We start from the raw sequence: 14,981 nt of genomic DNA, 5'->3' as shown, positions 1-14,981 counted from the left end.
TTTTATCCTTGTGATAATATATCTTTAGGATGTGATTATGTGATTTTAAATAAAATTAGAGAAAAAATGAAAGAAAGAAATATTGATTTTTATATTGTTCCAACTAATGATCCTCATGGTTCGGAATATCTCCCAGATTATTTTAAAGAAAGAGAGTTTGTAACTGGTTTTACTGGTTCACAAGGGACTGCCGTTATTACAATGGATGAGGCTTATCTTTGGACTGATGGAAGATATTTTATTCAGGCTGAAAACCAAATAAAAGATTCTGGTTTTAAATTAAAAAAACAAGGACTTGCTGGAGTTTTAAATTATGATGAATGGATAAAAGAAAATATAAAGGAAAATATGAATTTAGCTTTAAACACAGAATATTTTTCCCATAATAGTTATAATTCTCTATCACAAAAAGTAGAAGATAAAAATGTAAAAATTTTAGATGTAGATTTAATAAAAGATTTTTGGGAAGATAGATATCCTCTTCCAAGTGAAGATGCCTTTATTCTTGATGTGAAGTATGCTGGTAAATCTCGTGAAGATAAAGTTTCTGAAATTAGAAAGATTTTAAAGGACAAAAGGGCTGATATGACAATAGTTTCTTCGCTTGTTGATATTGCTTGGACTTTAAATATTAGAGGTATGGATATAAAGGACACACCAGTTTTAATTTCTTTTATGATTATTGAAAGCGAGAAAGTAATTTTATTTATTGATAAATCAAAAATTAAAAATATTGAAGATGAAATCTGTGATTTTATTGAGATAAGGGATTACTTTGAATTTTATGATTATTTAGAAAATTACAAAGATAAAAAAATTTATTTGGATGGAAATTCTATTAATGAAAGAATTTATAAAAGTGTTTACGAAAAAAATAAAATAGTTTTCGGAGAAAATATTTCTGAAAAATTAAAAGCTGTTAAAAATGATATTGAAATAAAAAATATTGAAAAGACTCATATAAGAGATGGAGCTTATCTTTTTAAATACATTCACTGGTTAAAGGAAAATGTTAAAAAGAAAGAGATAAATGAATATGAGGCTGCAATGAAACTCGACAGTTTTAGGGCAGAGGATCCTCTTTATATTTCCAATTCTTTTGAAACAATTTCTGCCTATGGGGAAAATGCTGCTATGATGCATTATAATGCAACAAAAGAACAAAATGCAAAGATAAAAACGAAGGGATTTTATTTAGTTGACTCTGGTGGACAATATTTTTCTGGAACAACAGATATAACAAGAACTATTGCCATGGGAGAACTTACAGATGAAGAGATTAGAGATTATACTTTAACTTTAAAATCTCATTTAGATTTAATGGATACTGTGTTTTTAAAAGGAACTTATGATATTACACTTGATGGGATTGCCAGATATGCTTTGTGGCAAGACAGACAAGATTACAAATGTGGAACAGGTCATGGAATTGGTTTTGTTTTATCAGTTCACGAAGGACCTCATAGGATATCACGTGGCCTTCCTGCTACAGAGATGGAGATTAATATGATTGTTTCTAATGAACCAGGTGTTTACAAAGAATGTAAACATGGTATAAGAATTGAAAATATTTTAAGAGTTGTGTTTGACTCTGAAACTGTGGATTCAGTTTTTTATAAATTTAAAACAATTAGTTTTTGCCCTTTTGAGTTAGACGCAATTGATATAAGTTTACTCACTGACAGGGAACTTCAAGTTTTAAATTCTTATCACAAAGAAGTTTATGAAAAGTTAAGTCCTTATTTTGAAGGAGAAATCTTAGAAGATCTTAAAAATTCTACGAGAGAGGTTAGAAGATAATTGATAGATTTAAGAGAAAGGCTTGATAAACTCCCAGATAAACCAGGAGTTTATATTATGAAAAATGAATTAGATGAGATAATTTATGTTGGGAAAGCTAAATCTCTTAGAAAAAGAGTTAGACAGTACTTTGGGTCTTACGGAAAGAGTTCGAAAAAAGTTTCCAACATGGTATCTAAAATTCACGACTTTGAATATATTATTGTTGAAAACGAAGTGGAGTCCCTTGTTCTTGAATCAAACTTGATAAAGGATAATCTTCCAAAATATAATATTTTACTACGTGACGACAAACAATATCCTTACATTAAAGTTAAAGTAAATGAAAGATACCCAAGAGTCATGAAGACTAGAAGAATTTTAAAAGACGGGGCAAAATATTTTGGACCCTATCCCGATGTTTTTGCAGTAAATGATTCAATTGAAACTTTTGAAAGAGTTTACCCACTTAGGACTTGCAATTTAAATTTAGAAAATGTAGAAGAGAAAAGTTATAGACCTTGTTTAAATTATTATATTGGAAAGTGTGTAGGCCCTTGTATTGGCAATGTTTCTGATGATGATTACAATGAGATGGTAAAAGAAGTTTTAAATTTTCTTTCTAGTTCTGATGAAAGATTAATAGATAAACTTCATAGTAAAATGTTGGGTTATTCAAGAAAACTTGACTATGAAAATGCTGCAGATATTAGAGATAGAATAAAAAATCTTGAATATTTAAAAGAAAGGCAATTGATAAGTGATCCCGAGGCACATGATGACAAAGATATTATTGCACTAGCTAAAGGTATAGATGAAGTTTTGATTCAAATTTTCTTTTTTAGAAATGGAAAAATTATTGGTCGTGAACATTATATAATTAGAGATTATTACAACGACAGCTATGAAGAAATATTTTCGTCATTTATAAAACAGTTTTATATTGGAGCAAGTTATATACCCAAAGAAATAATAATAGAAGAAAAACCAAGTGATATAGAACTTTTAGAAAAGTGGTTATCTGAAAAAAGAGAAGGTAAAGTCACTATAACTGTCCCAGTAAAGGGAAATAAAAAAGAATTAGTTAGAATGGTTAAGAAAAATGCTCTTGATATGATTGAAAAATATGGAGATAAGTATAAAAAACGTGCAGAGTCAAATAAACTTGCTCTTGAAGAAATAAGAGATCTAATTGGTTTGAGTGAAATGCCAAGAAGAATTGAAGCTTACGATATTTCTAATATTTCTGGAGTTGAATCTGTTGGGTCTATGGTTGTATTTGAAAATGGGGACTCAAAGAAAAGCGATTATAGAAAATTCAGAATCAAAAGCGTAGTTGGACCAGATGATTATTCAAGCTTGAAAGAAGTTATTGAAAGAAGATTTATTAGGGGAGTGGAGGAGAAGAAAGCTAATAAAAATACTTCTTTTTCAAGCTTTCCTGATTTAATAATGATGGATGGAGGAAAAGGTCAAGTAAATGCTGCAAAGGAAATTTTAAATAAGTTAAATTTGAATTTAGAAATTTGTGGTCTTGTAAAAGATGATTTTCATAGAACTCGTGGAATTATTTACAATAATAAGGAGTATAATGTTGAATTAAATTCACGAGCTTACAAAATGATTTATAAAATTCAAGAAGAAGCTCACAGATTTGCAATAAATTATCACAGAAATTTAAGATCAAAAACCATGTTTAAATCTGAACTTGACGATATTAAATTAATTGGACCAAAAAGAAAGGAAAGTTTATTAAAACATTTTAAGTCCATAGATAAGATAAAAAAAGCAAGTGTAGAAGAACTTATGGAAGTAGAGTCAATGAATGAAGCAAGTGCTAATTCTCTTTATAAGCATTTTAGAGGTGTAAAAAATGGCAGTTAAGTTAGAATATATAGTTGAAGAATTAGAGTTTGAGATAGTTCACAAGTCCACGGATTTTGAAAATATAGAAATTAATAGTAGTGATATAAATAGACCAGGTCTTCAACTTTGCGGATATTATTCAAAATTTGTAAAAGACAGAATACAATTAATTGGAACACAAGAATGGCATTATATAAACTCCTTAAGCGGAAAAGAAAGATATGAATCTTTAGAGAAATTATTTAAATACGATATTCCAGTAGTAGTTTTTTCAAGGAATAATGAAATTTTTCCACAGGCTAAAGTTTTGGCAGAGAAGCACAATGTGACAATTATAAGAAGCCCAGATTCAACTTCTAAAATTTTCAGCAAAATTATTTCTTTAGTAGATGAAGCTCTTGCTCCTACTACAAGAATGCACGGAGTTCTTTTAGATATTTCAGGAATTGGAGTATTAATAACAGGAAGAAGTGGAATAGGTAAAAGTGAAACTGCACTAGATTTAATATCAAATGGAGCAAGACTCATCTCAGATGACTCTATAATAATAAAAAATATTGATAATAAATTAATTGGAAAATCTCCTGATATAACAAAATATTTTATGGAAATAAGAGGCGTCGGAATAATTGATATACAAAAAATGTTTGGTATTGGGTTTGTAATGGAAGAAAAATCTATTGAGATAATTATAAATTTAGAAGATTGGGATGAGTCAAAGGAATATGAAAGGCTTGGGTTAGAAAATAACTATCAAGAAATATTAGGAATAAATGTTGCAAAATTTGATATTCCCGTAAAACCTGGCAGACACACTGCACTTATTGTAGAAGTGGCTACAAAGAATTACAAACAAAAAGAATTGGGTTATAATCCGGCATTAGCTCTAAATGAAAGAATGATTAAGAATAAAAAATCGAGATCCCAATAATTTGTTTATTTATTTTTATGAATGGTTATAAAATAAATTTATTCAAAATTTGCATTCCATTATATGAAACGCCTTTCGTAGTTCGCTATTTTTAAATATTCAAACAATGTTTATTAACAATATTATTGAAATTTATTAAATAAAGTCATATAATATAAACAGTATGATTAATTTATATTTATATTATTAATAATAGGAGGCTAATATGTCAAAAACATTTAAAACTATGGATGGTAATGAAGCAGCCGCTCATGTGGCTTATGCCTTTTCTGATGTTGCTTGTATCTATCCCATAACTCCATCTTCACCAATGGCCGAACACATTGATGCTTGGGCTTCTCATGGAAGAAAAAATATTTTTGGACAAGAAGTAATGGTTAAGGAGTTACAATCAGAAGGGGGAGCTGCAGGAGCTGTTCACGGAGCACTTCAAGCTGGATCACTTACATCAACTTACACAGCTTCTCAAGGTTTATTACTTATGTTACCTAACATGTATAAGATAGCTGGAGAATTGCTTCCTGGTGTGTTCCATGTAGCAGCAAGAGCATTAGCATCTCATGCACTTTCAATCTTTGGAGATCATCAAGATGTTATGGCAGCAAGAGCTTCAGGATTTGCTCTTTTAGCATCAGGTTCAGTTCAAGAATCAATGGACTTGGCAGGAGTTGCTCATTTATCCTCAATTAAAGGAAGAGTTCCTTTTCTTCATTTTTTTGATGGATTTAGAACATCTCATGAAGTTCAAAAAATAGAAGTACTTAATTATGATGATTTAGAAAAATTAGTTGATAAAGATGCAGTAAAAGAATTTAAAGAAAGAGCTCTAAATCCTAATGGACCTAAAGTTAGGGGTACTGCACAAAATCCTGATATTTATTTTCAAGAAGTAGAAGCTTCAAATAATTATTACACAGACATAATTGATGTGACAGAAGGCTATATGAAAGATATCTCTAAATTAACAGGAAGAGAGTATAATTTATTTAATTATTATGGAGCTAAAGATGCCACAGATATTATTGTAGCAATGGGTTCAGTAACAGAAACTATTGAAGAAGTTGTAGATTATTTAAATGCAAAAGGAGAAAAAACTGGTCTTATAAAAGTTCATCTTTACAGACCTTTTTCTATTAAACACTTAATGGAAGCAATTCCAAAAACAGTGGAAAGAATTGCTGTTCTTGATAGAACTAAGGAAAAAGGAGCAGTGGGACAACCTCTATATTTAGATATAAGAGATGCTTTTTATGAATCTGACAAAAAGCCACTTATAGTTGGAGGAATTTATGGATTGGGTTCGAAAGATACTAATCCAACAGATATTCTTTCTGTGTTTGATAATCTTAAAGACGAAAACCCTAAAAATGATTTTACAATTGGAATTGTAGATGATGTAACTAACAAATCACTTCCAATTAAAGAAACTATTACAACTGAACCAGAAGGAACTATCAGATGTAAATTTTGGGGATTTGGATCTGATGGTACAGTTGGAGCAAATAAATCAGCAATAAAAATTATAGGTGATAATACAGATATGTATGCTCAAGGTTATTTTGACTATGACTCTAAGAAATCTGGCGGAGTCACAATGTCTCACTTGAGATTTGGTAAAAATAAGATTACGTCAACTTATCTATTAACTGAAACTGATTTTATTTCTTGCTCAAAACAATCCTATGTATATTCTTATGACCTACTTAGAGGTCTTAAAAAAGGTGGAAAGTTCTTACTAAATACTATTTGGGATGAAGATGAACTTGACGAGCATCTACCAGGATATATGAAGAAATATATCGCTGATAATGAAATTGAATTTTATACAATTAATGCTACAAAAATTGCAGCAGAAGTTGGGCTTGGTGGAAGAACTAATATGGTAATGCAAGCAGCATTTTTTAATCTTTCTCAAGTGCTTCCAATTGATCAAGCAGTAAAACTTTTAAAAGAAGCAATTGTAAAAGATTATGGTGCAAAAGGTGATGACATAGTTAGAATGAACTATGATGCCGTTGATCGTGGAATTGATGCCATAAAGAAAATCGAAGTAAAAGATTCTTGGAAGGATTCAGACACAACTAGAGATTTCAATATAAATGGAGCACCAGAATTTATTAATAATATGCTTATTCCAATGAATAGACAAGAGGGAAATGATCTTCCTGTATCTGCGTTTGTTGATATGCCAGATGGAACATTTCCAGCTGGAACAAGTCGTTATGAAAAGAGAGGTATTGCAGTAAATGTTCCTCACTGGAAGATTGAAAATTGTATAGAGTGTAACCAATGTTCACTTGTTTGTCCTCATGCTGTAATTAGACCTTTCTTAGTCGATAAAGATGAAAAGAAAAATGCACCTGAAAGTTTTGAAACTAAAAAAGCAAATGGCAAGGGATTTGAAGATTATGAATATAGAATTCAAATTTCTCCATTAGATTGTACTGGATGTGGAAATTGTGCTCAAGTTTGTCCAGCTAAAGAAAAAGCTTTAGTTATGAGTCCTTATGAAGATGAAATTGACACACAAGCAGTTAATTGGGAATATGCATCTGAAAATATAAAATCTAAGGAAGAAAATATCGAACCTAACAATTTTAAAAACAGTCAATTCCAAACTCCATATCTTGAATTTTCTGGAGCATGTGCAGGTTGTGGAGAAACACCTTATGTAAAACTTGTAACTCAATTATTTGGAGATAGAATGAGTATTGCTAATGCAACAGGATGCTCTTCAATTTGGGGTGGATCTGCTCCTTCAATGCCATATTGTACAGATGAATGTGGAAATGGACCATCTTGGGCAAATTCATTATTTGAAGATAATGCTGAATATGGATATGGAATGGCGATATCTCAAGGTCAAACAAGAGATAGAATTGAAAAACTAATGAATGAATTTATTGAACTTAATGTAGATAATGATGCAAATGAAGCATTTAAAGCTTGGATCGAAGGAAAAGATGATTACAAGACTTCAAAGGCAGCAAGTGCAAAAGTTCTTAAGGTTCTTGACAAGAAATTTGGAAATGATAAAGCTGACGAAATAATTGATACATTACAAGGTCTTGAAAGATTCTTAATTAAGAAGAGCCAATGGATTATTGGTGGAGATGGATGGGCCTATGACATTGGATATGGTGGACTTGACCATGTTTTGGCATCTGGAGAAGATATTAATGTTTTAGTTCTTGATACAGAAGTTTATTCAAACACTGGTGGACAAGCTTCTAAGTCTACTCCTACTGCTGCCATTGCACAATTTGCAGCAGCTGGTAAATTAACTAAGAAGAAAGATCTTGGTTTAATGGCGACAACTTATGGATATGTATATGTTGCTCAAATTGCTCTTGGTGCAGACAAAGCTCAAGCATTTAAAGCAATTAAAGAGGCAGAAGCTTATGATGGACCATCATTAATAATTGCCTACGCACCATGTATAAACCACGGAATTAGAGTTGGTATGGGATTCTCTATTGAAGAAGAAAAGAAAGCTGTCGAAACTGGTTATTGGCATTTATATAGATTTAATCCAGAGCTTAAAGCACAAGGAAAGAATCCATTTATTTTAGATTCTAAAGAACCTACAAAATCATTTAGGGATTTCCTTGATGGAGAAGTAAGATATACTTCACTTAAAAAGTTATTCCCTGAAAGAGCAGAAAAACTTTATGAAGTGGCAGAAGAAAATGCTAAAGAAAGATATGAAAATTATTTAACTCTCTCAGAAGAAGAATAATTTATAAATAAAAAGAATGATTTATCTCGCTTGGGAAACTAGGCGAGATTTTTTTTAGATTAATTAAAAAGTCATTTTAAATTTTAATAATATCAAATATTTTCTTATTCATTATTTTTAAATTATAAATATTGATTTTTTTAATTCTATGAGATATATTAAAATAGCTGTGGGAGGTAGGAATGAAATTAATATTTGATATAAATGGCGGAGATAATAAGTCTGAAATTATAAGAGGAGCGATTGAAGCTTCTAATGAATTTAATGTTGAAGTAATATTAGTTGGACGAGAAGATTTTATAAGTGAAAATCTAAGTGAACTAAATTACGATAGAAATAAAATAGAAATAGTTGATGCAAAAGAAAATATAGAAAATAATGAAGATCCTGCCTTTGCTCTTAGAAGAAAAAAAGATTCTTCTATTGTAAAGTCAATGGAATTATTGAAATCTAAAAAAGCTGATGCAATAATTTCTGCAGGTAGTACTGGTGCTCTACTTGCAGGAGGAATTTTTATTGTTGGAAGGATTAAGGGAATAAAAAGAGCAGTTCTTCCAACTGTAATTCCAGGATTAAAATCCAACACTATGATAATTGATTCTGGTGCAAATATGGATACTGATGCAGATTTATTAAAAGAATTTGCAATGCTTGGAGATATATTTTTAAGGGAGTATTATAAAATTGAAAGTCCTAAGGTTGGTCTTTTAAACGTTGGGACTGAGGAAGGAAAAGGCAATAGTTTATCAAAAGAAACATTTGAAGAATTAAAAAATTCCGAGTTAAATTTTGTTGGAAATATCGAAGCACGAAACATCACAAATAATGATTTAGATCTTGTAGTTTGTGATGGATTTGATGGAAATATTTTGTTAAAATCTATTGAAGGAGTTGTGGAGTTTTCCATAAAAAATATTTTACAAACTATTGAAAAATCTAATTTTGATAATGAAATCAAAAATAAATTAAATAAAAATTTAATGAGTAGTTTTAAAGATTTAGATGCAAAAAAAGTTGGTGGAACTCTTCTTTTGGGTATCGATGGAAATATAATAAAAGCTCATGGTAATTCTAATAGTGAAGCGATAAAAAATGCTGCAAAATATGCGATAGATATAGTAGAATCTAATATAGTAAAAAAAATTAAAGAGAAGGTGGAAAAAAAATGAAAGATAAAATTTTAGAAATCATTGCTGAACAATTTAATATGGATGTAAATGAACTTGATGAAGATATGAACTTTCAAGATGATTTAAATGCTGATTCAATTGAACTTGTAGAACTTGTAATGACTATTGAAGAAGAGTTTGATACTGAAGTTTCTGAAGATGATCTTGACAAGTTAAAAACTGTTGGAGATGTAATTGATTATGTAGAAGATTTGGAACAGTGATTTCATGTCTTTTACTAATTTAGAACTTCTCGAAAAGAAATTAAATTATAAGTTTAAAGATATAAAATTATTAAAAAAAGCACTAACTCATAGCTCTTATGTAAACGAGAATAATATGAAACCTTATGAAAGTAATGAAAGGCTAGAGTATCTTGGAGATGCAGTTTTAGGACTTATAATTGGAGAATATTTTTATATCAATTATCCAAAAGATTTAGAAGGTTCATTGAGTAAAATGAGAGCGGATTCTGTAAATGAAAAGGTCCTTTTTTTTATATCTAAGAATTTAAATCTTGGAGATTCTATTAGATTTGGCAAAGGTGAGATTAAAAATGGTGGAAGAATGAGAGAATCAACTTCTGCTGATGCATTGGAAGCTTTGATAGGTGCAATTTATTTGGACTCAAATTTTAATGAAGCAAAAAGAATAGTTTTATATTTATTTCAAGAATTTTTAGAAAAAGATAGATACAAACTTTTTAATATAGATTTTAAAACTAAATTACAAGAAAAAGTTCAAAAATCTGGGAAGAAATTAGAATATAAATTAGTTAGAGAAGAAGGACCTGATAATAATAAGACTTTTTATACTGAATTATTTTTAGATGAAGTTTTAGTAGGCAAAGGTAAAGGTAAAACGAAAAAGGAGTCTCAGCAAGAGGCGGCAAAGGAAGCATTTAAGGGGATGGATAAAATTGTCTAAAAGAAATATTATATCAATTTTTATCCCACATTATGGATGCCCTAATGACTGTGTTTTTTGCAATCAAAGAAAAATTACAGGAGTATCTACAGATATTTCAAATAGTGACGTTGAAAAGACTATTTTGGAATATCTTTCTTATTTTAAAAGGAAAGATAATGTAGAAGTTGCTTTTTATGGTGGAAGTTTTACTGCAATTCCATTAGAAAAACAATCTGAATATTTGCAAGTTGCTTGCAAATATAAGAAAAATGGTTTTGTAAAATACATAAGGCTGTCCACAAGACCAGATGCAATAGATGATAAGATTTTATTAAATTTAAAAAAATATGGAGTTGATATTGTTGAACTTGGGGTCCAAAGTTTGGATAGCGATGTTTTAAAACTTTCTAATAGGGGCCATGATGTAAATTGTGTTTATGATTCGGCAAGTTTAATTAAAGAATATGGATTTTTACTTGGTCTACAACAGATGGTTGGTTTACCAGGAGATAATTTAGAGAAATCAATTTATACGGCAAAAGAATTTGTAAAACTTAAGCCCTATTGTGTTAGAATTTACCCAACTCTTGTTATAAAGGAAACAAAACTTTATAATAGCTTGAGGAGTGGAGATTATAAATCTTTAGATTTAGATGAGTCTATAAAATTCGTATCTGATTTACTTAATATTTATTATAAAAATAATATTAATGTTATTAGAGTTGGACTCCAACCGACAGATAATATTAATTATGATGGGGATATTGTAGCAGGGGCTTTTCACCCTGCATACAGACAATTAGTAGAATCTTTTTACTTTAAGAAGGGACTTCTAAATTATTTTAAAGAATCAAAAAATTTAAGTGATGAAATTTATATTTATGCAAATGGGAAAAATATATCGAATATTAGTGGACAGAAATCAAAGAATAAAAAAGAAATATGTTCCAATTTAAATATAAAAAAATTGAATTTAAGAGAAAAAGGTTTAGGGAATTTTGAAGTACAAATAGAGGCAATGTATAAAGAAGTTATCGATATAAGAAATTATTATAGGTGAGTGGATGTTTTTAAAAGCAGTTACAATGCAAGGATTTAAATCTTTTGCAAATAGAACTAAAATTGAATTAGATAAGACGACGACAGCTATTGTAGGACCAAATGGGAGTGGGAAAAGTAATATAACGGATGCAATAACTTGGGTTCTTGGAGAAACTTCTGTAAAAAATCTAAGAGGAAATAAAATGGAAGATGTTATTTTTTCTGGTACAGATACAAAAAAACCACTTGGAATGGCTGAAGTCACAATAGTTTTCGACAATAGTGATAAATCTCTAAATCTTCCATACAATGAAGTTTCTGTAACTCGAAGGATGTATAGATCTCTTGAAAGTGAATTTTTAATTAATAATAAAAAGTGCAGATTGAAAGACATAAAAGAACTTTTTATGGACACTGGAATTGGAAAAGATGGCTATTCAGTAATAGGTCAAGGAAAAATTGAATCTGTTTTAAGTTCAAAGCCAGAGGACAGAAGAAATATTTTTGAAGAAGCGGCAGGAATTTCAAAATACAAATATAAAAAGATTGAATCTACTAATAAACTTTTAAAAACTGAAGAAAATTTAATAAGGATAGAAGATATTTTATCTGAAATTAAAATGCAGGAAAAAAATTTAAAAGCACAATCTGATAAAGCTAAATCTTATTTAAAAGATTATGAACTTTTAAGAGTTCAAGATATAAACCTGGCTTGTAAAGATATTGATAAAAGAGAAATTCAGATAAGAGAACTAGAAAAAAGTATTGATATATTAAAAGAAGAATTTAAAGAAGTTTTGAATAAAAGGGAGGTATTAACAGAAGATTTAAGAAAATCAAAAGAAAAAATTTCTGACATTTCTGTGGAAAATGATAATTTAAATGAGAGATTTAATAATTACAAAGGGGAGTATGAAGAATTAAATTTAAAGATTAATTTAGAAAATGAAAAAGTTAATTCCCTTAAAAGAGATGTGGAAAGAATTCAAATAGAAATAGAAAGTTTACAAGGAATTCTTTCAGAATATAAAGAAAATATTGAACATTTAGAAATTAATGAGAAAGATCTAAATTGTGAAAAGAAAAAAATAGCGGATAATCTTACTGAAAAGATTAAAGTAATAAAAGAATTAGAATATGAATTAAAAAATTTAGAAGAGATTGGAAATTTAAATTTTGAAAATAAAAATAAATTAAAAAATGAGATCGAAAATTTAGATTTTAAAAATCAAACTTTAAAGGACATAATAGAAGAAAAAAATAATAGAAAAATTAGTTTAGAAAAAAGTATTGAAAATTTTAGGAAAAATGAAAATGAATTTATAGAAATTATTTCAAAGGATTCTTCTGAAATAGAAAGTTTAAGGAACAGTTTAGAAAAAGAAAATTTAGATTATAAAAATATAGACGAAAAATTAGAAAATTTACAAGAAAAATTAAAAAAACAAGATGAATATATTAATGAAAGAAAAAATAGTGCAAATGAAATTATTGCTAGATTAAAAATTCTCGAAAATATGGAGTCTAATTATGAAGGATATAACAGAACTGTAAAATCTTTTATGAATTTCACTTCAAAAAATAATATATTCACGACCTCTTTGTATGGACCTGTTGCTGAAAAATTTAATGTTGAAAAAAAGTATGAAAAGGCAATTTCTGTGGCACTAGGTTCCATGTCTCAAAATATTATTGTATCTTCGACAAGTGAAACGTCTGAAATGTTAAGAGTTTTAGAAAAAAATAAAATGGGAAGGGCTACTTTTTTACCTTTAGATAGGGTCGTGGGCAATAAAATAAATATTAACTATAAAGATGAAGGAATTATTGGAGTGGCTTGTAATTTAATTGTTTTTGATAAAGTGTTTAAAGATATCTTTTATAATTTATTGGGAAGAGTGTTGATTGTAGATAATTTTAAAAACGCTACTCTAATTTCTAAAAAATATAAATTAAAAGTTGTAACATTAAAGGGAGAGGTTTTCAATCCATCTGGAGCAATCACTGGTGGTAGTTTAAATAATTATAATAGTAGCTTTATTTTGCGTAAAAATGAAATTAACGATCTACAAGAAAAAAAGAAAAAAATTTTGAAAGAAGTTTCAAAACTTGAAAAGGAAAAATTAGATTTAGAAAAAGAAATTAAAGATTTAAATATTTCAAAGGATTCTTTTATTGAAAGAAAGAATTCGTATATTTTTAAAATTAATGAAATTGAAAAGAATTTATATAAAAATAAAAATGATAGAAACTTAAATACTAATTATTTAGATAAATATGAAAAGGAAAAGCTAGATTTAGAGGATAATATAAAAATAGATATTTCTAATTTGGAATACAATGAATCAGAGATTAATAAAAAAAATCTGATTTTAAATGAAATGGAAAAAGAAGTTGATAATAGTACGAGATTAAAGGAACTTTCAGAAAAATTGGACAATCTAAATAATGAGAAAGTTGAAATTCAATTAGTAGAGAAAGAAAATAGTGAAAAGTTAGTCTATAATATAAAAGAAATAGAAAGAATAAGTTTTGAAATAGAAAATACAGAAAAAAGGTTAAAAAATAATTTTGACCTTTTAGAAGAAAAAAATAAGGCCATTTATGAAAAAAATATATTACATGAAAAAAACTGTATAACGTTACAAAAAATAACCAAAAATATTGAAGATTTAAAATTTAAAATTAGTGATAACAAAGATTTTTTGGAGAAAAATAATAAAATTTATTTTGAGAACAAAGATGTTTTAAGCGATTTAAAAGAAAGGTCTGTTACTCTAAATTCTGAAATAGAAAAGCTAACTCTTAAAATAGATGTTAATAAAAATAAAATATCTAATGAAATTGAAAGGCTTAATGATGAATACAATATCTGCGATTATCACGATTTTATAGATGAAAGTTTAGTAGATATCTCCGAAAGTTCTATAAAAAAGCTAAAGAAGAAAGTGAGAGATTATGGAGAAGTAAATATTTCTTCAATTGATGAGTATAAACTTGTAAAAGAGAGATTAGACTTTTATGCTTCTCAAAGAGATGATTTAATAAATTCAAAAGAAGAAATAAAATCAATACTTGGCAAATTAGATATTGAAATGAAAAAAATATTTAATGAAGCAATGGAAGAAATTTCAAATAATTTTACAGAAATTTTTAAGATTCTATTTAATGGGGGACGTGCAGAGATAAGTATTGAAGGAGATGTTTTAAGTTCTGGTATTGAAATTAAAGCTTCTCCTCCTGGCAAAAGGCTTCAATCACTTTCTTTATTGTCAGGTGGAGAAAGATCTCTAACAGCGGTGGCACTTTTGTTTGCACTTTTAAAATATAGACCAGCTTCTTTTTGTATTCTCGATGAAATTGACGCAGCTTTAGATGATGCGAATATTAAGAGATATGCTGATTATCTTCTTACCTTAGAGGATATTCAATTTATAATTATTACTCATAGAAAATTGACAATGGAGATTGCAAATACTATGTATGGTGTTACAATGGAAGAAAAAGGAATAAGTAAATTATATTCTGTGAAATTAAAAGATTAGGA

The 14,981-nt window shown here is 28.4% G+C and carries 9 protein-coding genes; all 9 read left to right on the top strand.

The features are described from left to right. The first annotated feature begins 39 nt into the window (after positions 1-39). The 9 genes from BQ5450_RS00820 (at position 40) to smc (ending at position 14,979) form a co-directional block, all read left to right on the top strand. The gene (locus tag BQ5450_RS00820; RefSeq protein WP_083379660.1) at positions 40-1,800 is read left to right on the top strand and encodes an aminopeptidase P family protein; all 1,761 of its coding nucleotides are present in this window, start codon (positions 40-42) and stop codon (positions 1,798-1,800) included. Further along, entirely contained in the window at positions 1,801-3,663 is a 1,863-nt protein-coding gene (uvrC, locus tag BQ5450_RS00815; protein WP_010242266.1) for an excinuclease ABC subunit UvrC, read from the top strand. After that, a complete protein-coding gene (hprK, locus tag BQ5450_RS00810) occupies positions 3,653-4,576 on the top strand; it encodes an HPr(Ser) kinase/phosphatase (protein WP_010242268.1) in 924 nt (307 codons plus the stop codon). The genes uvrC and hprK overlap by 11 nt, the downstream gene beginning before the upstream one ends. 205 nt (positions 4,577-4,781) lie before the next feature. Continuing rightward, positions 4,782-8,315: a pyruvate:ferredoxin (flavodoxin) oxidoreductase gene (gene nifJ / locus BQ5450_RS00805; protein ID WP_010242271.1), complete on the top strand. Its 3,534-nt coding sequence runs from the start codon at positions 4,782-4,784 to the stop codon at positions 8,313-8,315. A gap of 182 nt (positions 8,316-8,497) precedes the next feature. Continuing rightward, complete coding sequence (gene plsX / locus BQ5450_RS00800) at positions 8,498-9,484, top strand: phosphate acyltransferase PlsX (protein WP_071125651.1); 987 nt, start codon at positions 8,498-8,500, stop codon at positions 9,482-9,484. Further along, positions 9,481-9,708, top strand: coding sequence for an acyl carrier protein (gene acpP, locus BQ5450_RS00795; RefSeq protein WP_010242275.1), 228 nt, complete (start codon positions 9,481-9,483; stop codon positions 9,706-9,708). The genes plsX and acpP overlap by 4 nt, the downstream gene beginning before the upstream one ends. Positions 9,709-9,712: 4 nt before the next feature. Then, complete coding sequence (gene rnc / locus BQ5450_RS00790) at positions 9,713-10,411, top strand: ribonuclease III (protein ID WP_071125650.1); 699 nt, start codon at positions 9,713-9,715, stop codon at positions 10,409-10,411. After that, on the top strand, positions 10,404-11,453 hold the full coding sequence (locus BQ5450_RS00785; RefSeq protein ID WP_071125649.1) for an elongator complex protein 3: 1,050 nt from the start codon (positions 10,404-10,406) through the stop codon (positions 11,451-11,453). The genes rnc and BQ5450_RS00785 overlap by 8 nt, the downstream gene beginning before the upstream one ends. A gap of 4 nt (positions 11,454-11,457) precedes the next feature. After that, positions 11,458-14,979 carry a chromosome segregation protein SMC gene (gene smc / locus BQ5450_RS00780; protein WP_071125648.1) on the top strand — a complete coding sequence of 1,174 codons (3,522 nt, stop codon included), beginning with the start codon at positions 11,458-11,460 and terminating at the stop codon, positions 14,977-14,979. The last annotated feature ends 2 nt before the right edge of the window (positions 14,980-14,981 follow it).

It is taken from the genome of Peptoniphilus lacydonensis (genome assembly GCF_900106515.1).
Taxonomy (GTDB): domain Bacteria; phylum Bacillota; class Clostridia; order Tissierellales; family Peptoniphilaceae; genus Peptoniphilus_A; species Peptoniphilus_A lacydonensis.
Note: the sequence above shows the minus strand (reverse complement) of the source record. Positions and strands in the feature narration are given on the sequence as shown.